Genomic DNA, 23,719 nt, shown 5'->3' on the forward strand with positions numbered 1-23,719 from the left:
AGTTAAGCGGTTGTTTTATAACGTTATTAAAGTTTTATGGCGGTAATTTTATGAAGGCATGATCCGGTTAACCGAATCGACTGTGGAGTCGCGTTCGGAAAACCGAATATCTTGTGGCCTGGTCTCAGACTTGCCGGCTCAGTGGCGTTTCATGCAAATACACCCACTTCACCCCTTCAGGCTGCCCGCTCAGGATCGCCACTGCGACCCGCGAGTGTTGAGCGCCGTCCAAGCGTTGGGTTTCGACGTAGCTCACACCCAGCATGTCGTCCTCCTGCCACACCGTGTGCAAATCACTGATCTCGATATCGAGTCCCGCCTTGGCGCCTACGGCTCCTTTGAACAGTTGTTCTACTTCGACGCGGGTCAATGCGCCCCCGGAAATACCGACCATGCTGAAATCCTCAGCAAATGCCTGCATCAACGGCTCGATGCTCGCGGCGCCAGCGCCGTCGGCATCAGTGAATACCCGAAGGATCAGCTCGTGGACGTGGTGGATACTGTGTTCGGCTTGTTCGATCAGATCGTATGTCATGGGCGTTCCTTTGCGCAGGGCAGTTGATTCATCTGCAGCAACGGCAGCAGCCCGACCAGCGCGGCAATCGCGAAGGTCGCTTGATAGGCCGGCGTGGTGCCGAGCGGCGGGAGCAGCACGTTGAAGATCATCAGAAACAGTGCGGCGCCGAGGCTGAAAGACATCTGCCGATTGATGTTCCAGATGACACTGGCCTTGTGCGTATCGCCGCCGGTGAAGTCCATCAGTGAGGTAGTTTGCGCGGTATTGGCACCGATGCCACCGCCAATGCCCATCAGGCTGTAGGCGATCATGATGAGCCAAAGATCAGTTGGCGCATTGACCAGCACCAGGGTGGCGATGCCGGCGCTGTGCAACAGCATGCCGAGGGTGAACAGGCGTCTGGCGCCGGTCCGGTTGTAGACGCGACCGCAAAGGATCATTGCGATGAACGCACCGATGGCATAGAGGATCATGAACATTCCGGTCAGCCGGGCGCTGAAGTGCAGGGTGTTCTGCAAAAAGAAAATACTCATCAGGTTGACACCGGTGAACACCCCCGGAATTGCGTAATAGATGAAGATCGAGGTGCTGAGTTTTCTGCTCCTGAGCAGGCTCAAGTCGATGATCGCGTTACTGCAGCGGCGGTAATGCAGCAGATACAGCGCGATGAATGTCAGGCCCGCGATGACAAAACCCAGCGCTGCCAGCGGTGGGTAATCGCCGCCGTACAGCGACATACCCATCAGCAAACTGGCGAGCACCGCGCTGACCAGCAACAGGCCTTTGATGTCCGGACGCTGAAGCTCGGCGGGTTTGCCTTCCCTGACCCACCACCACGACAGCCCGGCGGCAAGCAGCGAAAACGGGAGGGTGCTGTAGAACACCCAGCGCCAGGAGCTGATGTCGACAATGAGGCCGCCGACGGTGGGTGACATCGCCGGGGCAATCAGGGCGACGGCCATGATCAGCGTGGATATTTTCGCGCGTTGCTCGCCATGAAAAAGATTGAACGTCAGTGCCTGTCCGACCGGGATCAACAAGCCGCCGCCGATGCCCTGAACGAAGCGCCAGATCACCAGTTCATGGAAGCTGTCGGCCTGGCCGCACAGCCACACCGAGCCACTGAATACCAGCATTGAAGCGGTGAGGATTTCACGACTGCCAAAACGCGCGGCCAGCCAGGTGCTCAGCGCAATGATCAACGTCAGTCCGAGGATGTACGCGTTGGCGACCCACGCCACCGAAGCGCTGCTGACCTGCAAGGTAGCTGACAGACTGGGCAGCGCCACCGCCGACATGAAGATGTTGATGCAATCGATAAAGAAGCCGAGCAGGAAAATCGACGCGACTTTATAGCGGTAACTCATGGTGTTTCCCCTTTGTCGTCGAGCATAGGGGCGATAGACTCCGATCGTCGATGCAATGGAGCTGAACACAATGTTTGAAGGGATTGAACCGTGACTCAGGGCGCTCTGCACACGCACTTGAACCGGGTGCAGACGTTTCTGGCGATTGCCGAACTGGGTTCTTTTACCAAGGCTGCCAGCCATCTGAATCTCAGCCGGGCCATGGTCAGTCTGCACATCAAGGCCCTGGAGGCAGCGTTGTCGACCAGCCTGTTGCTGCGCAACAGTCGTGCCGTGACCCTGACCGAGGCTGGGCAAAGCTTTTACAACGAATTCAAAACCATCGTTGCCGATATCGACACAGCGTTTGACAGGGTATTGCACCGCACAAACCGCGTTTCGGGAACGCTGCGGATCAGTTCCACCAGTGAATACGGCGAGCGATTCATCCTGCCGCTGATTCCGCTGTTCGCCGAGCGTTATCCCGACATCCGCCTGTGCTACGACTTCAACTCCTCGCTCAATGATCTGCTTGCCGACCGGCTCGATCTGGTGGTTCGCCTGGGCAACCTGGCGGACTCGGCTTTCAAGAGCCGGAAACTGGCCGACTATGAAATTGTGCTGGTGGCTACTGAAGGGTTTCTGCTCCGCTACCCGGTAAAAACACCGCAGGATCTCAATGCCGTGCCGTGGATTGCCAACAGCAATCTGTTGGCGCCGACGCAGTGGGTTTTACGCGATGGTGTGGGGGAAGCAGTCGAAATCAATGGTAGCCGTCATTTCCAATCGAATTCATCGACTGCGATTCGTTCGATGATCTTGTCGTCGCTGGGCGTGTCGGTGCTGCCGGCGTGGATGGTTGAAGACGATAGGGCCCGTGGGCATCTGGTACGTGTGCTGCCGGAATACTCGCTGCCCTCACAGCCGATCAGCCTGGTGTTTGCGGACACGCCGCACCTGCCGCCCAAGTCGCGGGTGTTTATCGATTTTCTTTTGGCACATTTAGGGTCGTGAGGGAGTGGAGCCGGGCCTTGCGGGCATAGCAAAAAGCCCCTGAATCTTGCGATTCAGGGGCTTTCGTTCAAACGATAGGGCGAAGATCAAGCCGCCTCGATCTTCCGGCTCTGCTCAACCTTGCCCAGATACGTCGACAGCGTCTGCTGTTCCTCCGGTGTGGTGAACAAGCCTAGCTTGGTGCGGCGCCACAGGATGTCGTGCGCCGTAGTGGCCCACTCTTCGCTGCACAGGTAATCGACTTCGCGGGTGTAGAGCCCGCCGCCGATGTGCTCGCCCATATCGGCCAGCGTTTGCACGCCTTCAAGCATGCGCCAGGTGCGGCTGCCGTAGGTGACGGCCCAGCGCCGGGCGATTTCGGTCGGGACGAAATCGAACTTGTCGCGAATCCGCGCGCTCAGGGCCTCTGGCGTGGTCATGTCTTCGCCGCCGGGCAGGGTGGCGGTCGCGGTCCAGCTCGGGCGCATCTGGGTGAAGAACGGCATCAACTGCGCCATCGCCGACTCGGCGAGCTTGCGGTAAGTGGTCAGCTTGCCGCCGAACACCGACAGCAGCGGCGCTTCCTCGGCGTTGCCCGACAGCGCCAGGGTGTAATCGCGAGTGACCGCAGACGGGTTGTCGGATTCGTCGTTGCACAGCGGCCGAACGCCCGAGTAGCTGTGCAGGATGTCTTCGCGGCTGAGCTGCTTCTTGAAGTGGGCGTTGACCACTTTCAGCACGTAATCGGTTTCGCCTTCGGTGATCGCTACTTTCGCCGGGTCGCCGGTGTATTCGCGGTCGGTAGTGCCGATCAGAGTGAAGTGGTTCAGGTACGGAATAGTGAAAACGATGCGCTGATCTTCGTTTTGCAGAATATGCGCATGTTCGCCTTCGTACAGTTTCGGCACGATGATGTGGCTGCCCTGGATCAGACGGATGCCATACGGCGATTCCATCTTCAGGTCGTCACGGATGAACTTGGCCACCCATGGGCCGGCGGCGTTGACCAGTGCTTTGGCGGTGATCGAAAACAAACTGCCGTCGGCGCGCTCCAGATGCAGATGCCACAAACCTTTGGTGCGGCGGGCACTGACACAGCGGGTCTGGGTATGCACATGCGCGCCTTTTTCACGGGCGGCCATGGCGTTCAGGACCACAAGGCGGGCGTCATCGACCCAGCAATCGGAGTATTCGAAGCCTTTCTTGATTTCGCTTTTCAGCGCGCTGTCGGCGCCGAACTTCAGGCTTTTCGAACCTGGCAGCTTTTCGCGTTTGCCAAGGTTGTCGTAGAGGAACAGGCCGGCACGAATCATCCACGCCGGACGCAGGTGCGGGCGGTGTGGCAGGACGAAACGCATCGGTTTGACGATATGCGGCGCCTTGGCCAGCAACACTTCACGCTCGGCGAGCGCTTCACGCACCAGACGGAATTCGTAATGTTCCAGATAGCGCAGGCCACCGTGGATCAGCTTGCTGCTGGCCGACGAGGTGTGGCTGGCCAGGTCGTCTTTTTCGCAAAGGAACACCGAAAGACCGCGACCGGCGGCATCCGCTGCGATCCCGACGCCGTTGATCCCGCCGCCAATCACGGCAACGTCATAGATCTCGGAGAGAGGGGGCGTACGCAAGGTAGAGGTGGACATCGGCTGGCCTCGGTTCTTTTGATTTTGTCTTGGAAATCGAACATAAATGTTCATTTGCGAAAATGGTAGCCCATAAACACGCGCGCAGCCAGTCGCGTTCGATTGAAAAACTCATCGAAGGGCGATTAAAAGAAAATTTTCGAACATGAACGCGCGCAGTGGCGCAGAAGATGTGTTGTTCGATCGATTGTTTTCGCGAGCAGGCTCGCTCCCACATTTTGGAATACATTCCAAGAGTGGGAGCGAGCCTGCTCGCGAAAGCGTCGGTTCGGTCAGCGAGGGAGAGGAATCAGACGACTTCCAGACGAATCTTGTGCTGACTCAGCAACTGCGCCAGCGCCGGTACCGGCTGCTGATCGGTGACCAGGCAATCGATCAGGCTGATCGGCCCCAGTCGAATCATCGCATTACGCCCGAACTTGCTCGAATCCGCTGCCAGAATCACCTGTCGCGCGTTGGCGATGATCGCCTGGCTGACCCGGACCTCCTGATAATCGAAGTCGAGCAGGCTGCCGTCCTCATCGATCCCGCTGATCCCGACCAAGGCGAAATCGACCTTGAACTGATTGATGAAGTCCACACTCGCCTGACCGACCACACCGCCGTCGCGGCGCACGTTGCCGCCGGTCAGCAGCACATCGAAATCATCCTTGGCGCTGAGCATCGAGGCGACGTGCAGGTTGTTGGTGATGATTTTCAGGTGACTGTGATTGAGCAGGGCGCGGGCGATCGATTCGGTGGTGGTACCGATATTGATGAACAGCGAGGCGTGATCGGGGATTTGTGCGGCGATGGCTTCGCCGATGCGTTGCTTTTCGTCGCGCATCTGATCGGCGCGCATCGCATACGCGGTGTTTTCGACACTGGAATCGTACGCGGCGCCACCGTGGTAGCGACGCAGCAGATTGGCTTCCGCGAGCTGATTGATGTCGCGGCGGATGGTTTGCGGGGTGACAACGAACAGCGTGGCCATTTCCTCGATGCTCACATAGCCGCGTTCGCGGACCAGCTCGAGGATTTGCTGCTGACGGGGAGGCAGATTCATGGGGCTTCCTTTGGGCTGCCAAGCAAAATTTGCCCATGATGCCGCAGGAATCTGCTCCCTACCAGTTAGATACCCTTCTGGAACTGCACGTTGGCTTATTCGGCGTCCTCACGCGCCCAGTCACGGGTGCGGCTGACGGCTTTCTTCCAGCCTTTGTAGAGTTTCTCTTTCTCGACTTCGTCCAGGCTCGGTTCGAACTCGCGCTCGATCACTGCTTTGCCGCGCAGTTCTTCCAGGCTGCCCCAGAAACCGCAGGCCAGGCCGGCCAGATAGGCAGCGCCGAGTGCGGTGGTTTCGCGCATTTGCGGGCGCTCCACCTGAGTGCCGAGGATGTCGGCCTGGAACTGCATGAGGAAGTTGTTCGCCACCGCGCCGCCGTCCACACGCAGGGCCTTGAGGCGTTCGCCGGAGTCCTGTTGCATGGCGTCGAGTACGTCGCGGGTCTGGTAGGCGATCGATTCCAGCGCGGCGCGGATGATGTGATCGACGCGTACGCCGCGCGTCAGGCCGAACAGCGCGCCACGGGCATACGGGTCCCAGTACGGTGCGCCGAGACCGGTAAACGCCGGCACCAGATACACGCCGTTGCTGTCCTTGACCTTGTTGGCAAAGTATTCGGTGTCGTGGGCGTCGTTGACGATTTTCAGTTCATCGCGCAGCCATTGCACGGTCGAACCGCCGTTGAACACGGCGCCTTCCAGAGCATAAGCCACTTCGCCGCGTGGGCCGCAGGCGATGGTGGTGAGCATGCCGTGCTGGGATTTCACTGCTTTGTCGCCGGTGTTCATCAGCAGGAAGCAACCGGTGCCGTAGGTGTTTTTCGCCTGGCCCGGCTCGACGCACATCTGCCCGAACAGTGCCGCTTGCTGGTCGCCGGCGATGCCGCCGATGGCGATGCCGCTCTTGGTGCGACCGTAGATTTCCGAGGACGCTTTGACTTCCGGGAGCATCTCGCGCGGGATGTCGAGGATCTCCAGCATCTTCGAGTCCCACTCCAGCGAATGGATATTGAAGAGCATGGTGCGCGAGGCGTTGGTGTAGTCGGTGACGTGCACCTTGCCGCCGGTGAATTTCCAGATCAGCCAGCTATCGACGGTGCCGAACAGCAGCTCGCCGTTGCGCGCACGCTCGCGGCTGCCTTCGACGTTGTCGAGGATCCACTTCAGTTTGGTGCCGGAGAAGTACGGGTCGGTGACCAGGCCGGTGGTGTCGCGGATGTAGTCTTCGTGGCCATCGCGCTTGAGCTGCTGGCAGATCTCGGTGCTGCGGCGGCACTGCCAGACGATCGCGTTATACACGGGGCGGCCGGTGGTCTTGTCCCAGACCACGGTGGTTTCACGCTGGTTGGTGATACCGATCGCGGCAACCTGGTCATGGTGCAGGCCGGCTTGCGCCAGCGCTTCAACCATCACCGCGCTCTGGGTGGCGAAGATTTCCATCGGGTCGTGCTCGACCCAACCGGCCTGCGGGTAATGCTGAACGAATTCGCGCTGCGCGGTGCAGACTACGTTCGCGTCGCGGTCGAAGATGATCGCGCGCGAACTGGTCGTACCCTGATCAAGGGCAATGATGTAGTTCTTGTTCTGAATGTCGGTCATGTCGATTGCCTTGGACGAAAAAAACGAGAGTGGGCCGTGGCGCCGGCTCGGATGGGCAGGAGCCGGCGCCGACTGTTTCAAGAAGTTCTTGGTTTGCCGTCAATGGCCGGTTCTGCATCCTTTGTAGCAGGTGTGGCGCCGGTCAGGTGACGGGCGATGAGCCCGCGATACCCGGCAGCGCCGAGGCAGGCACCGACAATCGGTGCAAAAATCGGAATCAGGAAATACGGAATATCACGACCACCGGTGAAGGAAATTTCACCCCAACCGGTAAAGAAAGTCATCAGTTTCGGACCGAAGTCACGCGCAGGGTTCATCGCGAAACCGGTCAACGGACCCATCGCACTGCCGATCACGGCAATCAGCAGACCGATCAGCAGTGGCGCCATGGGGCCGCGTGGCAGGCCGTTGTTGTCATCGGTCAGGGCCATGATCACGCCCATCAGGATCGCGGTGATGATCATCTCGACCAGAAAGGCCTGGGCCGTCGACAGCACCGGGTTCGGGTAGGTGGAGAACACCGACGCCAATTCAAGGCTGGCGGCCGAGCCACGAATCATCTGGTGGGTTTGTTCGTAATCGAAGAACAGATTGCTGTAGAGCGTGTAGACCAGCAATGCGCCGCAGAAGGCGCCGGCAATCTGCGAAAGGATGTAGAACGGCAGTTTGCGCTTTTCGAAGTCAGCGAAGATTGCCAGAGCAATGCTCACTGCCGGGTTCAGGTGCGCGCCGGAAACCCCGGCGGTGAGGTAGATCGCCATGCTCACGCCGACGCCCCAGATGATGCTGATCTCCCACAGGCCAAAGCTGGCACCTGCGACTTTGAGCGCGGCGACACAACCGGTGCCGAAGAAGATCAGAAGGGCGGTGCCCAGGAATTCGGCCATGCATTGGCCGGAAAGCGATGGTTGCGGTAAAGCAGCTGTCATTGAAAACCTCGGTTCTTTTTCTTGTGTGGCGCCTTGCCAACGGAGCAGGGCGCGATCTTCACCGGGTCGGAATCCCCATTCGGTTCCCGGGTTACTGCTGGGTACTGCGCGAAGCATGATTCTTACATTATTCAGATTCGAAAAAATATAGACAAGAAACAAACCTGTCAAAGGTCGAAAGTGAACTGTCGGTCACAATAAAACTATTCGCCATGTGAATGATCAGCGCGGCGATCAGCTTGAATGCGGCGCGAAGCCACGGGATTCGCGGCTTGGAATAGAGCCTTTTGCCCAACGATGACCTAGAATCTGCCGCAGGTTTTTCAAAGATTGCCGAACCCGGAGCTGCCATGACCCCAGCGTTGGACTTGTTGAAAAAGTTCGTGCCGAACATCGCGTGCACAGTTACGAACATGATCCGAAGGCCGCGTCCTATGGGCTGGAGGCGGCGGAGAAGCTCGGGCTCGAACCGGCGCAAGTGTTCAAAACCCTGCTGGCCGCCAGTGAAAAAGGCGAACTGCTGGTGGCCGTAGTGCCGGTCGTCGGAACGCTCGACCTCAAGGGCCTGGCCCATGCCGCGGGAGTGAAGAAAGCCGAAATGGCTGATCCCGCTGCAGCGCAACGCTCCACCGGCTACCTGTTGGGCGGCATCAGCCCGCTCGGGCAGAAGAAACGCCTGCGCACCTTCATCGACAATTCCGCTCAGGGGTTCGCGACTATCTATGTGAGTGCCGGGCGGCGAGGACTGGAAGTGGAATTGGCACCGGCGGTGCTAGCCGAGCACACCCAGGCGCAGTTCGCCGATATAGGCCGCGCGTAATGTTCGCGCCGGCTGTATGAAGAAACAATTGCGCTTCTGTCACTGGCACTGATCCGGGCCGCCGTTGCATGCTCGGTCGACCAATTAAGGGAGAAAATCCATGCAGCTTGCGTTTCATCAGGTCGACGCGTTCAGTGATCGGCCGTTCAGTGGCAACCCGGCGATGGTCTATCGGCTCGACAGTTGGCTAGCCGATGACTTGATGCAGAAGATCGCCGCCGAACACAACCTGGCGGAGACTGCGTTTCTGGTGCGCGAAGGTCAGGCCTGGCATATCCGCTGGTTCACTCCGACTACTGAAGTGCCGCTGTGCGGGCATGCGACCCTGGCCAGCGCGTTTGTACTGTTCGAAATCTATAAGGAAAGCGCCGAGCGCATCGACTTCATCTGCAAGTCCGGGCCGCTGAGTGTCAGCCGCGAAGGCGACCGGCTGTGGCTGGATTTCCCGACCATCGTGCCTTCGGAAATCGGCGTGACGCTGGATGTCGAGCGGGCGCTGGGTGTCGAGGCTGTTGATGTGCTCGGCTCCAACGAACTGTTCGTGGTGCTGGAATCGGAGCAGGCCGTGCTCGACTGCAAACCGGACATGGCGGCGCTGGCGAAACTGCCATGGCTGGGTGCAATCGTCACCGCGCGTGGCAATCAGCACGACTTCGTCTCGCGCTATTTCGCCCCGGCGATCGGTATCAATGAAGACCCGGTGACTGGTTCGACGCATTGCAGCCTGATTCCGTACTGGTCCAAGCGTCTGGGCAAAGCGAATCTGACCGCGTGCCAGCGCTCGGCGCGGGGCGGCGAGTTGTTTTGTCGGCTGGACGGTGAGCGGGTGAAGATTGGCGGCAATGCGACGCTGGTGGCCAGCGGTACCCTGTTTTTAGGCTGAGGCAATACCAACTGTGGAGCGAGCCTGCTCGCGAAAGCGCTCTTTCAGTCAACATCTTCGGCGACTGAAACACCGCATTCGCGAGCAGGCTCGCTCCCACAATTTTTATCCAGTGCGGATCAAAGGCTGGTGCTGAACCGACGGACGCCGTTTTCCACCGCCGGAATCTGCGCCGCCGTGCTGCCGGATGCCTGGAACAGCACCAGGTGATCCGCCGCTACGCGAATCCCGACCTGCGCGCCAACCAGATGATCGGCGTGGCTGGGGAAGATCGATTCCAGCTGCGCGCCGGTCGGCAGTTGCAGGCGATACAAGGTCGCCGCGCCGAGGAATGTCTTGCCGACAATCTGCGCCTTCAACGCGCTGTCCGGTGCATAAACAATGTCATCCGGACGCAACAGCACATCCACCGCACCGCCAATCGGCCAGGTGTAAGCACGGTTGCCGCGCAGTTCACCCAGCTCGGTCTGCACCGATTCCGGGGTGACGAGCTGACCGCGAATGAAATAGCCCTGACCGATGAAACTGGCGACATACGGCGTCGCCGGTTCGTGATAGAGGTTGTAGGGCGTATCCCACTGTTCCAGCCGACCCTCCTTGAACACGCCAACGTGATCGCTGACGGCGAAGGCTTCTTCCTGATCGTGGGTGACCAGAATCGCACTGGTGCCACGGGCCTTGAGGATGTCGCGCACCTCATGGCTGAGCTTGCGGCGCAGTTCGCCATCGAGATTGGAGAACGGCTCGTCGAGCAGCAGCAACTGCGGCTCCGGCGCCAGGGCGCGGGCGAGGGCGACCCGCTGTTGTTGGCCGCCGGACAGCTCGTGGGGGAAGCGCTTGCCGAGGTTTTTCAGGTTGACCAGTTCCAGCAGCTCTTCGACCACGCGCGCCTTGTTCGGGTGCTTGCGAATGCCGAAAGCGATATTGTCGGCCACGCTCAGGTGCGGGAACAGCGCGTAGTCCTGAAACACCATGCCGATCCGGCGTTTCTCCGGCGCCAGGGTGAACCCGGCACTGGACAGGGTTTCGCCACCGAGGGTGATTTCGCCTTCATGCACCGGTTCGAAACCGGCGATTGCGCGCAGGGTGGTGGTCTTGCCGCAGCCGGACGAGCCGAGCAGGCAGCCGATGTCGCCGGCGTTGAGGTGCAGATTGAGGTTCTGCACCACGCGTTGATCTTGGTAGCCGCAAGCGAGGTTGCGCAGGTTCAGCAGTAATTCATGGCTCATGCGTGGTGATATGCCGGTTCGACGAGGAACTCGAGCAGGGCCTTCTGTGCGTGGAGACGGTTTTCTGCCTGATCCCAGGCGACGGAGCGCGGGTCATCGAGCAGGTCGAGACTGATTTCTTCGCCACGGTGCGCCGGCAGGCAGTGCATGAACAGCACGTCCTCGGCAGCGAGGTCGAGCAAGGCACGGTTGACCTGAAACGGCGCGAACAGCTTGAGGCGCTTGGCAGTTTCCTCTTCCTGACCCATCGAAGTCCAGACGTCGGTGCTGACCAGATGCGCGCCACGCACGGCGTCTTGCGGATCGCGGACGATGGTCACGCGATCACCAGCCTGGGCGACGAATTCCGGGTTCGGCTCGTAGCCTTCCGGGCAGGCAACGCGCAACTGGAAGTCGAACTGGATCGCCGCTTCTATATAGCTGTTGCACATGTTGTTGCCGTCACCGATCCAGGCCACGGTCTTGCCCTGGATCGAGCCACGGTGTTCGAGGAAGGTCTGCATGTCGGCGAGCAACTGGCACGGGTGCAGATCATCGGACAGGCCGTTGATCACCGGCACGCGCGAGTTGGCGGCGAATTCGGTGAGGGTGCTGTGGGCGAAGGTGCGGATCATCACCGCATCGAGCATGCTCGACATGACGATGGCGCAATCGCTGATCGGCTCGCCACGGCCCAGTTGGGTGTCGCGCGGGGACAGGAAGATTGCCTGGCCGCCGAGCTGGATCATGCCGGCCTCGAAGGAGATCCGGGTACGGGTCGAGGATTTTTCGAAGATCATCCCCAGCACGCGGTTTTTCAGAGGCTCGAACAGTACGCCGCGGTTACGCAGGTCCTTGAGCTCAACGCCTCGACGGATCACGCTGACCAGCTCTTCGGGCGTGCAATCCATCAGGGAGAGAAAGTGCCTTGCGCTCATCATTGACTACCTTTTTGCTACAGACCGCAGATGCTCAAAGCCTTGTTTAACGGAACAACGGGCGAGACCTGCGGCGTAAGCCGCACGGGGCGACGAAATAGGGGAAGGCGCGATATTGACACTAAATGTCGCGTTTTTCCAATAGGGTACTTTTGTCTGCGGGATTCGGAGCGCGGACCGAGCATTTCGATCACGCATATTGAAGCCGGATTCAGTACAGCGGTGAGCCTCTTTGTACACTGGCGCCGCCGCGCTTGGCAATGCGCCGCGACGGCAACGCAGCGGTCCTGGTCGGTTTGCGAACGCTGCGCCACCGATTCGCTTGGTCGGATGTTCAGACTGAAACATTTGCTAAAGCAAAGTGCTGGGTTATAAATAAGTTTCGAGCGACGCAGGAAGCCTCCGCATGGAATCGAAAGAACAACTGTTAATGGAGCTGCTGGGCCACACGGCTCGCTCTCTGACCCATCTCACCGCGTCAGTCACCTCGATGTCTTTCGAGTTGCTGCGCAGTGACGACGAAGTGGTCAAATCCGCCGGCCGACACATGATCGATCGCATGGCCACCATCAGCGCCGGGCTCGATGAGCACTGGCGGTTGATCGGCGAGCTCACCGGCGTCCACGTCGCCCACGAGCAGATCGAAACCATCCAGGAAATCCAGCTGGCCGCACCGCCGCAGTTGCCTTCGAACTGATCGCGACGGTTTATCGGCTGCCCTGATAACCGTCGATTCACGAGACGAACGTCGCTGGCGCCTGCTCCGCGCACGGGCCATAGTTTTGTTCCCGCGGGCGTGATTGCCTGCCCCCGAACAAGACAGAGACTGGCCATGACCAAGACTCTTCACCACCGTGCGTGCCACCTGTGCGAAGCCATTTGCGGGCTGACCATCGAAACTACGGAAACCGATGGCGATGTCGCGATCACCTCGATCAAGGGCGATGCCCTCGACACCTTCAGCCGCGGCCATATCTGCCCGAAAGCCGTGGCCCTGCAAGATATTCAGAACGATCCCGACCGGCTGCGTCAGCCAATGCGCCGCGTCGGCAGCGAATGGCTGCCGATCGAATGGGACGAGGCGTTTGCGCTGGTGGCCGAGAAACTCGCGGCGATTCAGGAACGTCACGGCCAGAACGCCGTTGCGGTGTATCAGGGCAATCCGAGCGTGCACAACTACGGCCTGATGACCCACAGCAATTACTTCCTGGGGTTGCTGAAAACCCGCAATCGTTATTCGGCCACTTCAGTCGATCAACTGCCGCATCACCTCAGCAGCTATCTGATGTACGGCCACGGTCTGCTGTTGCCGATCCCGGACATCGACCACACCGATTTCATGCTGATTCTCGGCGGCAATCCGCTGGCGTCCAACGGCAGCATCATGACCGTGCCGGATGTCGAGAAACGCCTGAAGGCTATTCAGGCACGTGGCGGCAAAGTGGTGGTAGTCGATCCGCGCCGCAGCGAAACCGCAGCGATGGCCGATCAACATGTATTCGTTCGCCCGGGCGGCGATGCGGCGCTGTTGTTCGGCATGCTCAATACGCTGTTCAGCGAAGGCCTGCCCCGCGACAGCCATTTGCCGGTCGATGGCCTGGATGAGGTGCGAAACGCCGTGGCTGAATTCAGCGCCGAAGCGATGAGCCCGCTTTGCGCAGTGCCTGCCGAACAGATCCGCCAACTGGCGCGCGACTTCGCTGCCGCGCCAAGCGCCGTCTGCTATGGACGCATGGGCGTTTCGACCCAGGCCTTCGGTACCTTGTGTCATTGGGCGGTGCAGTTGATCAACCTGGTCACCGGCAACCTCGACCGCGTTGGTGGTGCACTGTGCACCGAACCCGCTGTGGATCTGGTGGCGTCGACCTCGGGCGGGCATTTCAACAAATGGCAGAGCCGGGTTTCCGGTCGTCCTGAATACGGCGGCGAGTTGCCGGTCTCGGCGCTGGCCGAAGAAATGCTCACCGACGGGGAGGGACAGATCCGCGCGCTGATCACCGTCGCCGGCAACCCGGTGTTGTCGACACCCAACGGCCGGCAACTGGAGCAGGCGCTGGATGGCCTCGACTTCATGCTCAGCATCGACCTGTACATCAACGAAACCACGCGCTATGCCGATCTGATCCTGCCGTCGACCTCGGCGCTGGAAAACGATCACTACGACACCACTTTCAACCTGTTTGCGGTGCGTAACGTGACCCGCTTCAATCGCGCCATCCTCGCCAAGCCCGAGGGTGCGCTGCACGACTGGGAGATCTTCGTCGGCTTGGCCAAGGCCTTCGCCGAGAAAACCGGCAAGGAGCTGAAACCAACGATGCCGCCGGCGAAGATGATCGAAATGGGCCTGCGCATGGGCCGCTACGGCGATGCGTCCGAGCACAAGTTGTCGTTGGCGACGCTGTTCGATCATCCGCATGGCGTGGATCTGGGTGCGCTGAAATCGAATCTGGCATCACGTCTGAAAACGCCGAATCAGCGTATCCAGGCCGCACCGCCGGAAATTCTCGCTGACCTCGCCCGCTTTGCCGCGTTGCAGGCGCCGGCTGCCGATGAGTTGTTGATGATCGGCCGCCGCCATGTGCGCAGCAACAATTCGTGGATGCACAACTTCCATCGACTGGTGAAGGGCAAGCCGCGGCATCAGTTGCTGATGCACCCGGATGATCTGGCCAGCCGTGGCCTGGCCGACGGGCAACGGGTTCGGGTGAGTTCGCGGGTCGGGCAGATCGAGGTGGAAGTGCTCGCCAGTCTCGACATGATGAAAGGCGTGGTCAGCCTGCCCCACGGTTGGGGCCACGCGCGCCCGGGCGTGCAGATGGCGATTGCCAGCGGCCAGCCGGGGTCGAGCGCCAACGACCTGACCGACGAGTGCCAGCTTGACGAACTGTCGGGCAACGCGGCGTTGAACGGTGTGCCGGTGACAGTGGCGGCGGCTTGAGCGGGTCTGTCGGGGAGACCGAGCATGGCGCTCGGGATTCCGTTACAATGCGCCACCGTGCCGACCTCTGAGTCGGAAAGTTCAGCCGAGGTGCTCCATGGATATCATCGAAACGATTAAAGAGCAGATTGCCAACAACACCATTCTGCTTTACATGAAAGGCTCGCCGAATGCCCCGCAGTGCGGCTTTTCCGCAAAAGCTGCGCAAGCCGTGATGGCCTGTGGTGAAAAGTTCGCGTACGTGGACATCCTGCAGAACCCGGAAATCCGCGCCAACCTGCCAAAGTACGCCAACTGGCCGACTTTCCCGCAACTGTGGGTCGGCGGTGAGCTGGTCGGCGGCAGCGACATCATGACCGAGATGGCTGCAGACGGTTCGCTGCAAAGCACCATCAAGGCGGCTGTCGAAGCGGCAGCGGCGAACAAGTCCGAAGCCTGATTCTACGTTCATAGAGTTTCGCTCGACGACGCGTCTCCCGTAGGAGCTGTCGAGTGAAACGAGGCTGCGAGCTTTTGATCTTCGGCCAGCAAAAAGCCCCGCACCTCGAAAGAGGGCGGGGCTTTTTGTTGGTTATACGAGTTGACTGAGTATCAAGGCTGAAATCGATAAAGATCGCAGCCTCGTTTCACTCGACAGCTCCTACTCTTCGCCCATCTGCGACTGCAGATAGTTTTCCAGGCCGATCTTGTCGATCAGGCCGAGCTGGGTTTCCAGCCAGTCGATGTGTTCTTCTTCCGACTCAAGAATGTCTTCGAGCAGTTCACGGCTGCCGAAGTCGCCAACGGTTTCGCAATGGGCGATGGCGGCTTTCAGGTCGGCGTGGCCGGTCTTTTCAATGCGCAGGTCGCATTCGAGCATTTCGCGGGTGTGTTCGCCGATGTGCAGCTTGCCCAGGTCCTGAACGTTCGGCAGGCCTTCAAGGAACAGGATGCGCTTGATCAGCTTGTCCGCGTGTTTCATCTCGTCGATGGATTCGTGATATTCGTGCTTGCCGAGCTTGTTCAGACCCCAATCTTCATACATGCGCGCATGCAGGAAGTACTGATTGATCGCGACCAGCTCATTGGCAAGGATCTTGTTGAGATGCTGGATGACTGTAATGTCGCCTTTCATGATCGGAGTCCTGCCCTGTATTAACTGTATATAAGGCGGAGTTTGAGCTTGGTGTTTATAAGTGTCAAACCTAAGTTATTGAATAATAAATGAAAATTAATCGGAATAAGAATGTTTGTGTTCCGCGTCTGGACGCTAAGCAATTGATTTTCAGGCATAAAAAAACCGGACGCGAAGTCCGGTTCTTTGAAATGGGGGCATTTACGCAGCAGTAAATTCTACAGGGTAGGGGATCGCGGCCTGGGCGGTTTGCAGCTTGGTCAGGGTTTCGCGGACCACTTCCTTGGCAAGGCAGGCGCATTTGCCGCACTGGCTGGCGACGCCGGTGGCCTGGCGAACTTCTTTGTAGCTGCAGCAACCTTCATAGATCGCTTCGCGGATCTGTCCGTCGGTGACGCCAGTGCAGAGGCAAACATACATAAGTAAGAACCGTCGCTGGTTGTGACTCAATTGCGATGGATCTTAATGTTAACGAGAATGATTGTCAAAGTGCTTTCGGAACGCTTCCCAGCCAATTTGCCTGCGACTGACGAACGGTATTTGCCAGGCGCTCCCTTGACCCAATGAATACGCCGTGGATAACCGAACAGGGAAAATCCGTTACGGACAGGCCAAACACGCAGTGTATGATGGTCGTCCCTTGCGAAGAGGGTTCGTGTCACAGGGCTGTCGCCTGAGGGTGACAGGCTGGCCCGGACCCTGAACTTCAAGTTTCTACACCAGGAGATATCAATGAGCGTACTCGTAGGCAAACAAGCCCCAGACTTCACCGTCCCGGCCGTACTCGGCAATGGCGAGATCGTTGACAGCTTCACCCTGTCCTCGGCCATCAAAGGCAAATACGGCCTGGTGTTCTTCTACCCGCTGGACTTCACCTTCGTCTGCCCGTCCGAGCTGATCGCTCTGGACAACCGCATGGCTGACTTCAAGGCGCGCAACGTTGAAGTGATCGCTGTGTCGATCGACTCGCACTTCACCCACAACGCCTGGCGCAACACTCCAGTGAACAATGGCGGCATCGGCCAGGTGAAATACACCATGGCTGCCGACATGAAGCACGACATCGCCAAGGCTTACGACGTTGAATCCGAAGGCGGCGTGGCTTTCCGCGGCGCGTTCCTGATCGACGACAAAGGCGTGGTTCGCTCGCAGATCATCAACGACCTGCCGCTGGGCCGTAACATGGAAGAGCTGATCCGTCTGGTCGACGCGCTGCAATTCCACGAAGAGCACGGCGAAGTCTGCCCGGCCAACTGGAAGAAAGGCGACAAAGGCATGAACGCTTCGCCAGAAGGCGTTGCAGCTTACCTGACCGAGAACGCTGCGGCCCTGTAAGGCGCAACGTCGAGGTACAAAAAAACCGGCCCATGTGGCCGGTTTTTTTATGCGCGGGATTTGTTCGCCGAGGATCAGTCGTCGAAGTCTTCCCAGCCGCCCATCTGTTTCCAGCGATTGACGATGCCGCAGAACAGCTCAGCGGTCTTTTCGGTGTCGTAGCGTGCCGAGTGCGCTTCACGACCGTCGAAATCGATGCCGGCGGCCTGACAGGCTTTCGCCAGCACTGTCTGACCGTACGCCAGACCCGCCAGGGTCGCGGTGTCGAAACTGGAGAACGGGTGGAACGGGTTGCGCTTCATGTCCAGGCGCGCAACTGCTGCGTTGAGAAAGCCCAGATCGAAGCTGCTGTTGTGCCCGACCAGAATCGCCCGCTTGCAGCCGTTGGCTTTCAGGGCCTTGCGGATGCCACGGAAAATATCGGTCAGCGCGGTTTCTTCACTGACGGCCATGCGCAGCGGGTGATCGAGCTTGATTCCGGTGAACTCCAGCGCTGCCGCTTCAACGTTGGCGCCTTCGAATGGCTCGACGCGGAAGAAGTAGGTGTGATCCGGGTAGACGAAACCCTTTTCATCCATGGCGATGGTGGTCGCGGCAATCTCCAGCAGGGCATCGGTGGCTGCGTTGAAGCCACCGGTTTCTACGTCGACGACAACCGGCAGGTAGCCGCGAAAACGCGCTGCCATCGGATGACGGGAACCGCCGCCACCACTTTGACCGTCCAGCTCATCGTCGAAATGCTCTTCACTCACGCGTGTTCCTCCAGCAGGCGCCAGCGCAGTTTTTCACCGGCGCGCAGCGGGATAACGGTCAGCTCGCCAAATGGCAGGCTGGTTGGGGCGGTCCATTCTTCGCGAACCAGGGTGATGCGATCGGTGTTTGCCGGCAGGCCGTAGAAACGCGGGCCGTTGAGGCTGGCGAAGGCTTCGAGCTTGTCCAGCGCATTACGCTGTTCAAACGCTTCGGCATACATCTCGATGGCGGCGTAGGCGGTGTAGCAACCGGCGCAACCGCAGGCGGCTTCCTTGGCGTGCTGGGCGTGGGGCGCCGAGTCGGTGCCGAGGAAGAACTTGGCGCTGCCACTGGTGGCCGCGTCGAGCAAGGCTTCCTGATGGGTGTTGCGCTTGAGGATCGGCAAGCAGTAGAAGTGCGGCCGAATCCCGCCCACCAGCATGTGGTTACGGTTGTACAACAGGTGGTGCGCGGTGATGGTCGCGCCGACGTTGGCCGAAGCCTCGTTGACGAATTGCACGGCGTCACCGGTGGTGATGTGCTCGAACACCACTTTCAGCGTCGGGAAGCGCTCGACCACGCGGCGCATGTGCTCATCGATGAAGATTTTTTCGCGGTCGAACACATCGACGTCGCCACGGGTGACCTCACCGTGGATCAACAGCGGCATGCCGACTTCGGCCATGGCTTCCAGCGCCGGGAAGATCTTGTCGATGCTGGTCACGCCGGAATCGGAATTGGTGGTCGCGCCGGCCGGATAGAGCTTGGCGGCGTAGACGAAACCGCTGGCCTTGGCCTGACGAATTTCTTCCGGTTGGGTGCGGTCGGTGAGGTACAGCACCATCAACGGCTCGAACTGACTGCCGGCCGGGCGGGCAGCGAGAATGCGCTGACGATAGCCGTCGGCTTCAGCGGCGTTGCGCACCGGCGGTACCAGGTTCGGCATGATGATCGCGCGCCCGAAGGTGCGGGCCACATCGGCAACGGTATTGGTCAACACGGCACCATCGCGAAGATGAATGTGCCAGTCGTCGGGACGCAGCAGGGTCAGGCGGTCGGACATGAGGGGATTCCAGGCGGGTCAAACTGAGGCGAATGCTACCGGAAAAGACTCTTGCAGGCACCCGCTATCAAGTTTTGCCACAAGCGTCCGATATCCCGAAGGTATGCCGTAAACATTGTGTGAATCGGTGTTTGTGTTTCACAAGCCAATGGAGCCTCCCGTGCGCCAGCGTTATTTAGCCCTGCTCAGTGTGTTTGCCAGCCTTCCCGCGATGGCGCTGACTTACCAGACCCGTCTGGAGAACATTGAGTGGACGGTCGCCGGCGATCAGTTCGAATGCCGCCTGACGCAACCGATCACTGATTTCGGCTCGGGCGAGTTCGTGCGCAAGGCCGGTGAGCAGGCGATCTTTCGCCTGAATGCCTACAACGCCATGCTTGGTGGCGGCTCGGCGACGTTGCTCGCTGCCGCTGCACCGTGGCAGCCGGGGCGCGGCGATATCAATCTGGGCTCGGTACGGCTGGGCAGTGGCAATGTGTTGTTCAACAGCTCGCAATCCCAGGCCGGTGGGCTGATCAGCGGTCTGCTGGACGGCCGTAGCCCGGTAGTTCGCCGTGCGTCTGGCGATGGCCGGGTGTCGGAAGTGCGTTTGTTGCCGGTGAAATTCAGCAAGGCGTTCAACGACTATCAAGGCTGCGTGGCGAAATTGCTGCCGCAGAATTTCGACCAGATCAAGCAGTCGCAGATAGGCTTTCCCGGCGAAGGCGTTGAGCTGGACCCGGCTGCCAAGGCCAAGCTGCAAGTGATGCTCGAATACATGAAGGCCGACCCGACGGTGAACCACATTGACCTCGACGGCCATTCCGACAACAGCGGCAATCGCCTGACCAACCGCGAATTGTCGCGCCGCCGCGCGCTGGCGGTGGTGGATTTCTTCAAGGCCAACGGCATTCAGGAATCGCAGATCACCGTGCGTTTCCACGGCGAGCAGTATCCGATCGTGCCGAACACCAGCAAGGCCAATCGTGCGAAGAATCGCCGGGTCAACGTGAAACTGTCGCGTGTGGCACCGACCACAGCCCCTGCGCCAGCGCCGCAAGCGAGTACGCCAGCCACCGCCGCAGCGACTTCCTGACTCGCCGGTCATCGTCGCGCTCTCGACAGATTCTGTCGCTTTGTCGTCTTAAGCTGTCGCGCCTCTGTAAATTATCGCGTTTGAGCGGTAGACTCCCCGGCTTTCCGTAGAACCCCGTGGAGTGATGGCATGGCGGACGTAAACAAGGTCGTTCTGGCGTATTCCGGCGGCCTGGACACTTCGGTGATCCTCAAGTGGCTGCAGGATACTTATAACTGTGAAGTGGTGACTTTCACCGCCGATCTCGGTCAAGGCGAAGAGGTCGAGCCGGCCCGCGCCAAGGCTCAGGCCATGGGCGTCAAAGAAATCTACATCGACGATCTGCGCGAAGAGTTCGTGCGTGATTTCGTGTTCCCGATGTTCCGCGCCAACACCGTTTACGAAGGCGAGTACCTGCTGGGTACTTCCATCGCCCGTCCGCTGATCGCCAAGCGCCTGATCGAAATCGCCAACGAAACCGGCGCCGACGCCATTTCCCATGGCGCCACCGGCAAGGGCAACGACCAGGTGCGCTTCGAACTGGGCGCTTACGCGCTCAAGCCAGGCGTGAAAGTCATCGCCCCTTGGCGCGAGTGGGACCTGCTGTCGCGCGAGAAGCTGATGGACTACGCCGAGAAGCACGCGATCCCGATCGAACGCCACGGCAAGAAAAATCTCCGTACTCGATGGACGCCAACCTGCTGCACATCTCCTATGAAGGCGGCGTGCTGGAAGACACCTGGACCGAGCACGAAGAAGACATGTGGCGCTGGACCGTCTCCCCGGAGAAGGCTCCCGACACCCCGCAATACCTGGAACTGACTTACCGCAACGGCGACATCGTCGCGCTGGACGGCGTCGAAATGACCCCGGCCACCGTACTGGCGACGCTGAACAAGATCGGCGGCGAGCACGGCATCGGTCGTCTCGACATCGTCGAAAACCGTTATGTCGGCATGAAGTCCCGTGGCTGCTACGAGACCCCGGGTGGCACCATCATGCTGCGCGCTCACCGCGCCATCGAATCGATCACTCTGGACCGCGAAGTCGCTCACCTCAAAGACGAGCTGATGCCCAAGTACGCCAGCCTGATCTACACCGGCTACTGGTGGAGCCCTGAGCGTCTGATGCTGCAACAGATGATCGACGCTTCGCAGGTCAACGTGAACGGCGTAGTGCGCCTGAAGCTGTACAAGGGCAACGTCATCGTCACCGGCCGCAAGTCCGACGATTCGCTGTTCGACGCCAACATCGCCACCTTCGAAGAAGATGGCGGTGCTTACAATCAGGCGGATGCGGCGGGCTTCATCAAGCTCAACGCGCTGCGCATGCGCATTGCTGCCAACAAGGGCCGCAAGTTGTTCTGAGTGGCTCAGACCGATGCGCAATAAAAAAGGCGGCCTGTTGAGGGCCGCCTTTTTTCATCTTTTTTTCTGGTTCATCAGGCTCCCTCGTGTATCTGCGCGCAGTCTTGACCCGGTTCAGCTGGTTCGTCCCAGTAGTGTCACTGTCTGCGAACACAGGTTATATACGATGCACAGTGTGGCTCCTGAGCCTTTCTTGGCCTGCCTGCTCTGTTGCAATGCGGAGTGGGCAAGCGCGTCCGACGCATGATTACAAAGAAATACGAGAACCCGCGCGTGCTTTTTATCGACGCCTTTTAGCGTTTCGAAGATGGCATCGAATTCCTTCGCTGCATCAATGCCTCTTGCATCAATGATGTTCAGTTCACTTACCGAGGGTGACAGCTTGATATTCTGCACAACCGGATGGGTTCGGTTGCGTGGACCGAGCGGTGGGTCCGGCGCGTTGTGAACTCTGCAGGGAATCGGCACTCGGCCTGGTCCGGTTTTACCCGACACGATGCAACTGGTCAGCTCAAAAGCGCAACGCTCGCCTGCTTCGCGAAAGGATTCGTTCCTCTGGTTATTTTGAGTGGTTTTCAAAAAGCTTTTGTCTTTGCCGAAGTCTGAAGGCGAGTAAAGCGAGCGATGATTGAAGTTGAGAGTGATGAAGAACAGGAATAACAAGTAAAAGGGGAAACTGATCAGAAACCAGACGTAAATTTCCCGGTCCTTGTTATCAAGAAATGGTAACGATACCGCCGCCGAGGTTTCCGAAAGAATTGCAAATATGGCGATGACTGTCATGGGGTTGGTGATTTTGTTTTTTATCTTTAGCATGGTTTTGCTTCTATATGGTTTGTCTAGTTTAAGTTGGATTGTTTCAGCTATAGCAAATCCGCTTGTGCAAGTGCGCGGCAATTAGTCAAAGTTTTATAGAATGAATGATGTTGTGTCGAACAGCTGGTTGTGTCGGTTCGTTGCGTCATATGTCCTGACACAGGTGAAACATCGCGTATGAAGTTTCTTTATTGCACCCGTTAAGTTTTCCATCCTCCCAGCATGGCGCAGGACTCAGCTGCGCAGAGATCAAACTCCGCCGGCGTATGAAAGATCGGAAGGCGCTTGCAATGGGGCATGAGCACTGAATTTGTGGGAATTATCCTCAATACCTGTAGGGAATGTCTCTCGATGCAAATGCGTGTAAAAGTTGCCATGCCGTGAAGCAAGTGACTGGGATATCGTGCGTGTTCTAAAAATTCGAACAGCGAAAACTGGACTTGCCCATGAATAAAGTGCTGATCGTGGATGACCACCCCGTCATTCGACTTGCGGTGCGTATGCTGATGGAACGGCATGGCTACGAAGTCATTGCAGAAACGGATAATGGCGTTGATGCACTACAAATTGCTCGTGAACAAATGCCCGATCTTGTCATTCTGGATATTGGAATACCCAAACTCGACGGACTGGAAGTTATTGCGCGCCTGACCTCCACTGCCATGCCGGTGAAAGTGCTGGTGCTGACTTCCCAGGCTCCCGGACATTTTTCAATGCGTTGCATGCAATCGGGCGCAGCGGGTTACGTGTGCAAGCAGCAGGATTTGACCGAGTTGCTCAGTGCGATCAAGGCAGTTCTGTCCGGCTACAGTTATTTTCCCAATCAGGCGCTGCACACTGTGCGCACCAGTCTGGGCAATGCGAGTGAAGCGGACATGGTTGATCGTCTGTCCGGGCGGGAAATGATGGTGTTGCAGCAGTTGGCGCGCGGCAAGACCAACAAGGAAATCGCCGATGGCATGTTCTTGAGCAACAAGACTGTAAGCACTTACAAGACTCGCCTGTTGCTGAAACTCAATGCGCGTTCTCTGGTTGATCTGATCGAGTTGGCGCAGCGCAACGGCCTGGTTTGAACGATTCGACAGCTGAGAACGTCATGGGCCGATCAAGCTCGGTTGTCGCAAAAAATGAAAAGCCTCCGTCTAGGGAGGCCTTCAGATATCACAGATCATAATCGTAGTCGGCCAATTGCCTTTGCAGTCGGCGCTCCTCAAGCAGGTTGTCGATTGTGCGACGCTTGCTAAGGTTGGTCTTGGCCACTTCAACCACCGGTTCGACCTCATCGGCGTCGGTGGCAATAAGATCCTCTTCTACATCCAGTTGCTCTGTGTCGGTACTCATGAAGTCAACTCCCGGCTAAGACTGCCTTTGGCGCTCCTT

22 protein-coding genes and 2 pseudogenes are annotated in these 23,719 nt (G+C 58.8%); 10 read left to right on the plus strand and 14 right to left on the minus strand.

Going from position 1 to position 23,719, the window contains the following annotated elements:
• Positions 1-124 precede the first annotated feature (124 nt).
• The gene (locus ACZZ0K_RS02970) at positions 125-535 is read right to left on the minus strand and encodes a DUF4440 domain-containing protein (RefSeq protein ID WP_258707142.1); all 411 of its coding nucleotides are present in this window, start codon (positions 533-535) and stop codon (positions 125-127) included.
• Positions 532-1,884, minus strand: a complete 1,353-nt coding sequence (locus ACZZ0K_RS02975; RefSeq protein ID WP_258707141.1) for an MFS transporter — start codon at positions 1,882-1,884, stop codon at positions 532-534. Before ACZZ0K_RS02975 ends, ACZZ0K_RS02970 begins: the two co-directional genes overlap by 4 nt.
• A 105-nt stretch (positions 1,885-1,989) precedes the next feature.
• Here ACZZ0K_RS02975 and ACZZ0K_RS02980 point away from each other — a divergent pair, with 105 nt between their 5' ends.
• Positions 1,990-2,877, plus strand: a complete 888-nt coding sequence (locus ACZZ0K_RS02980) for a LysR family transcriptional regulator (RefSeq protein ID WP_258708213.1) — start codon at positions 1,990-1,992, stop codon at positions 2,875-2,877.
• A gap of 86 nt (positions 2,878-2,963) precedes the next feature.
• On the opposite strand, the gene glpD is transcribed toward ACZZ0K_RS02980, so the two are convergent.
• The 4 genes from glpD to ACZZ0K_RS03000 form a co-directional block, all read right to left on the minus strand.
• On the minus strand, positions 2,964-4,499 hold the full coding sequence (gene glpD, locus ACZZ0K_RS02985; RefSeq protein WP_252882605.1) for a glycerol-3-phosphate dehydrogenase: 1,536 nt from the start codon (positions 4,497-4,499) through the stop codon (positions 2,964-2,966).
• 289 nt (positions 4,500-4,788) lie between these two features.
• On the minus strand, positions 4,789-5,544 hold the full coding sequence (locus ACZZ0K_RS02990) for a DeoR/GlpR family transcriptional regulator (protein ID WP_007953179.1): 756 nt from the start codon (positions 5,542-5,544) through the stop codon (positions 4,789-4,791).
• A gap of 95 nt (positions 5,545-5,639) precedes the next feature.
• Complete coding sequence (glpK, locus tag ACZZ0K_RS02995; RefSeq protein WP_042607375.1) at positions 5,640-7,142, minus strand: glycerol kinase GlpK; 1,503 nt, start codon at positions 7,140-7,142, stop codon at positions 5,640-5,642.
• A gap of 77 nt (positions 7,143-7,219) precedes the next feature.
• Positions 7,220-8,071, minus strand: a complete 852-nt coding sequence (locus ACZZ0K_RS03000) for an MIP/aquaporin family protein (RefSeq protein WP_041479875.1) — start codon at positions 8,069-8,071, stop codon at positions 7,220-7,222.
• Between the two features lie 350 nt (positions 8,072-8,421).
• Between ACZZ0K_RS03000 and ybaK the strand changes: the two are divergent.
• Together ybaK and ACZZ0K_RS03010 are read left to right on the plus strand one after the other, a co-directional pair.
• A pseudogene (ybaK, locus tag ACZZ0K_RS03005) lies at positions 8,422-8,891 on the plus strand (Cys-tRNA(Pro) deacylase).
• A 100-nt stretch (positions 8,892-8,991) separates the two neighbouring features.
• The gene (locus tag ACZZ0K_RS03010) at positions 8,992-9,774 is read left to right on the plus strand and encodes a PhzF family phenazine biosynthesis protein (protein WP_258707140.1); all 783 of its coding nucleotides are present in this window, start codon (positions 8,992-8,994) and stop codon (positions 9,772-9,774) included.
• A 119-nt stretch (positions 9,775-9,893) separates the two neighbouring features.
• On the opposite strand, the gene ACZZ0K_RS03015 is transcribed toward ACZZ0K_RS03010, so the two are convergent.
• Both ACZZ0K_RS03015 and argF read right to left on the minus strand, forming a co-directional pair.
• Positions 9,894-11,003: an ABC transporter ATP-binding protein gene (locus ACZZ0K_RS03015; RefSeq protein WP_258707139.1), complete on the minus strand. Its 1,110-nt coding sequence runs from the start codon at positions 11,001-11,003 to the stop codon at positions 9,894-9,896.
• Positions 11,000-11,920 (minus strand): ornithine carbamoyltransferase, encoded by a 921-nt coding sequence (argF, locus tag ACZZ0K_RS03020; protein ID WP_024014160.1) that lies wholly within the window; start codon positions 11,918-11,920, stop codon positions 11,000-11,002. Before argF ends, ACZZ0K_RS03015 begins: the two co-directional genes overlap by 4 nt.
• A 406-nt stretch (positions 11,921-12,326) precedes the next feature.
• Here argF and ACZZ0K_RS03025 point away from each other — a divergent pair, with 406 nt between their 5' ends.
• From ACZZ0K_RS03025 to grxD, 3 genes are all read left to right on the plus strand, one after another.
• A complete protein-coding gene (locus ACZZ0K_RS03025; protein WP_041479870.1) occupies positions 12,327-12,617 on the plus strand; it encodes a hypothetical protein in 291 nt (96 codons plus the stop codon).
• Positions 12,618-12,752: 135 nt separating this feature from the next.
• Positions 12,753-14,858 carry a molybdopterin oxidoreductase family protein gene (locus ACZZ0K_RS03030; protein WP_258707138.1) on the plus strand — a complete coding sequence of 702 codons (2,106 nt, stop codon included), beginning with the start codon at positions 12,753-12,755 and terminating at the stop codon, positions 14,856-14,858.
• A 97-nt stretch (positions 14,859-14,955) separates the two neighbouring features.
• Positions 14,956-15,297 carry a Grx4 family monothiol glutaredoxin gene (gene grxD / locus ACZZ0K_RS03035; protein ID WP_016773402.1) on the plus strand — a complete coding sequence of 114 codons (342 nt, stop codon included), beginning with the start codon at positions 14,956-14,958 and terminating at the stop codon, positions 15,295-15,297.
• A 201-nt stretch (positions 15,298-15,498) separates the two neighbouring features.
• On the opposite strand, the gene bfr is transcribed toward grxD, so the two are convergent.
• Together bfr and ACZZ0K_RS03045 are read right to left on the minus strand one after the other, a co-directional pair.
• Positions 15,499-15,972, minus strand: coding sequence for a bacterioferritin (gene bfr / locus ACZZ0K_RS03040; protein WP_016773403.1), 474 nt, complete (start codon positions 15,970-15,972; stop codon positions 15,499-15,501).
• 201 nt (positions 15,973-16,173) lie between these two features.
• The gene (locus ACZZ0K_RS03045) at positions 16,174-16,392 is read right to left on the minus strand and encodes a bacterioferritin-associated ferredoxin (protein ID WP_003227725.1); all 219 of its coding nucleotides are present in this window, start codon (positions 16,390-16,392) and stop codon (positions 16,174-16,176) included.
• 312 nt (positions 16,393-16,704) lie between these two features.
• Here ACZZ0K_RS03045 and ACZZ0K_RS03050 point away from each other — a divergent pair, with 312 nt between their 5' ends.
• A complete protein-coding gene (locus ACZZ0K_RS03050; protein WP_003227723.1) occupies positions 16,705-17,307 on the plus strand; it encodes a peroxiredoxin in 603 nt (200 codons plus the stop codon).
• A 74-nt stretch (positions 17,308-17,381) separates the two neighbouring features.
• Here ACZZ0K_RS03050 and rnt read toward each other — a convergent pair whose 3' ends face one another.
• Positions 17,382-18,059 (minus strand): ribonuclease T, encoded by a 678-nt coding sequence (gene rnt / locus ACZZ0K_RS03055; RefSeq protein ID WP_041479868.1) that lies wholly within the window; start codon positions 18,057-18,059, stop codon positions 17,382-17,384.
• Positions 18,056-19,102 (minus strand): dihydroorotase, encoded by a 1,047-nt coding sequence (gene pyrC, locus ACZZ0K_RS03060; protein ID WP_016773405.1) that lies wholly within the window; start codon positions 19,100-19,102, stop codon positions 18,056-18,058. Before pyrC ends, rnt begins: the two co-directional genes overlap by 4 nt.
• Positions 19,103-19,262: 160 nt before the next feature.
• On the opposite strand from pyrC, the gene ACZZ0K_RS03065 reads away from it, so the two are divergent.
• Entirely contained in the window at positions 19,263-20,177 is a 915-nt protein-coding gene (locus ACZZ0K_RS03065) for a flagellar protein MotY (RefSeq protein WP_041479867.1), read from the plus strand.
• Between the two features lie 129 nt (positions 20,178-20,306).
• Positions 20,307-21,523, plus strand: a pseudogene (locus ACZZ0K_RS03070) (argininosuccinate synthase).
• A 114-nt stretch (positions 21,524-21,637) separates the two neighbouring features.
• On the opposite strand, the gene ACZZ0K_RS03075 reads toward ACZZ0K_RS03070, so the two are convergent.
• Positions 21,638-22,339, minus strand: coding sequence for a hypothetical protein (locus ACZZ0K_RS03075; RefSeq protein WP_258707137.1), 702 nt, complete (start codon positions 22,337-22,339; stop codon positions 21,638-21,640).
• Positions 22,340-22,785: 446 nt separating this feature from the next.
• Here ACZZ0K_RS03075 and ACZZ0K_RS03080 point away from each other — a divergent pair, with 446 nt between their 5' ends.
• A complete protein-coding gene (locus ACZZ0K_RS03080; RefSeq protein WP_129997567.1) occupies positions 22,786-23,412 on the plus strand; it encodes a response regulator transcription factor in 627 nt (208 codons plus the stop codon).
• 88 nt (positions 23,413-23,500) lie between these two features.
• On the opposite strand, the gene ACZZ0K_RS03085 is transcribed toward ACZZ0K_RS03080, so the two are convergent.
• Entirely contained in the window at positions 23,501-23,680 is a 180-nt protein-coding gene (locus ACZZ0K_RS03085; protein ID WP_041479865.1) for a PA3496 family putative envelope integrity protein, read from the minus strand.
• Positions 23,681-23,719 lie beyond the last annotated feature (39 nt).

This window comes from Pseudomonas sp. AC255, from assembly GCF_979258175.1.

What these genes read in the sequence shown, in the direction of transcription:
- ACZZ0K_RS03045 (WP_003227725.1), bottom strand. Translation starts at nt 16,392, where the DNA reads ATGTATGTTTGCCTCTGCACTGGCGTCACCGACGGACAGATCCGCGAA.
- ACZZ0K_RS03015 (WP_258707139.1), bottom strand. Translation starts at nt 11,003, where the DNA reads ATGAGCCATGAATTACTGCTGAACCTGCGCAACCTCGCTTGCGGCTAC.
- ACZZ0K_RS03075 (WP_258707137.1), bottom strand. Translation starts at nt 22,339, where the DNA reads ATGCTAAAGATAAAAAACAAAATCACCAACCCCATGACAGTCATCGCC.
- grxD (WP_016773402.1), top strand. Translation starts at nt 14,956, where the DNA reads ATGGATATCATCGAAACGATTAAAGAGCAGATTGCCAACAACACCATT.
- ACZZ0K_RS03085 (WP_041479865.1), bottom strand. Translation starts at nt 23,680, where the DNA reads ATGAGTACCGACACAGAGCAACTGGATGTAGAAGAGGATCTTATTGCC.
- ACZZ0K_RS02975 (WP_258707141.1), bottom strand. Translation starts at nt 1,884, where the DNA reads ATGAGTTACCGCTATAAAGTCGCGTCGATTTTCCTGCTCGGCTTCTTT.
- bfr (WP_016773403.1), bottom strand. Translation starts at nt 15,972, where the DNA reads ATGAAAGGCGACATTACAGTCATCCAGCATCTCAACAAGATCCTTGCC.
- ACZZ0K_RS02970 (WP_258707142.1), bottom strand. Translation starts at nt 535, where the DNA reads ATGACATACGATCTGATCGAACAAGCCGAACACAGTATCCACCACGTC.
- ACZZ0K_RS03080 (WP_129997567.1), top strand. Translation starts at nt 22,786, where the DNA reads ATGAATAAAGTGCTGATCGTGGATGACCACCCCGTCATTCGACTTGCG.
- glpD (WP_252882605.1), bottom strand. Translation starts at nt 4,499, where the DNA reads ATGTCCACCTCTACCTTGCGTACGCCCCCTCTCTCCGAGATCTATGAC.
- argF (WP_024014160.1), bottom strand. Translation starts at nt 11,920, where the DNA reads ATGAGCGCAAGGCACTTTCTCTCCCTGATGGATTGCACGCCCGAAGAG.
- ACZZ0K_RS03000 (WP_041479875.1), bottom strand. Translation starts at nt 8,071, where the DNA reads ATGACAGCTGCTTTACCGCAACCATCGCTTTCCGGCCAATGCATGGCC.
- glpK (WP_042607375.1), bottom strand. Translation starts at nt 7,142, where the DNA reads ATGACCGACATTCAGAACAAGAACTACATCATTGCCCTTGATCAGGGT.
- ACZZ0K_RS02990 (WP_007953179.1), bottom strand. Translation starts at nt 5,544, where the DNA reads ATGAATCTGCCTCCCCGTCAGCAGCAAATCCTCGAGCTGGTCCGCGAA.
- ACZZ0K_RS03010 (WP_258707140.1), top strand. Translation starts at nt 8,992, where the DNA reads ATGCAGCTTGCGTTTCATCAGGTCGACGCGTTCAGTGATCGGCCGTTC.
- ACZZ0K_RS03025 (WP_041479870.1), top strand. Translation starts at nt 12,327, where the DNA reads ATGGAATCGAAAGAACAACTGTTAATGGAGCTGCTGGGCCACACGGCT.
- pyrC (WP_016773405.1), bottom strand. Translation starts at nt 19,102, where the DNA reads ATGTCCGACCGCCTGACCCTGCTGCGTCCCGACGACTGGCACATTCAT.
- ACZZ0K_RS03050 (WP_003227723.1), top strand. Translation starts at nt 16,705, where the DNA reads ATGAGCGTACTCGTAGGCAAACAAGCCCCAGACTTCACCGTCCCGGCC.
- ACZZ0K_RS03030 (WP_258707138.1), top strand. Translation starts at nt 12,753, where the DNA reads ATGACCAAGACTCTTCACCACCGTGCGTGCCACCTGTGCGAAGCCATT.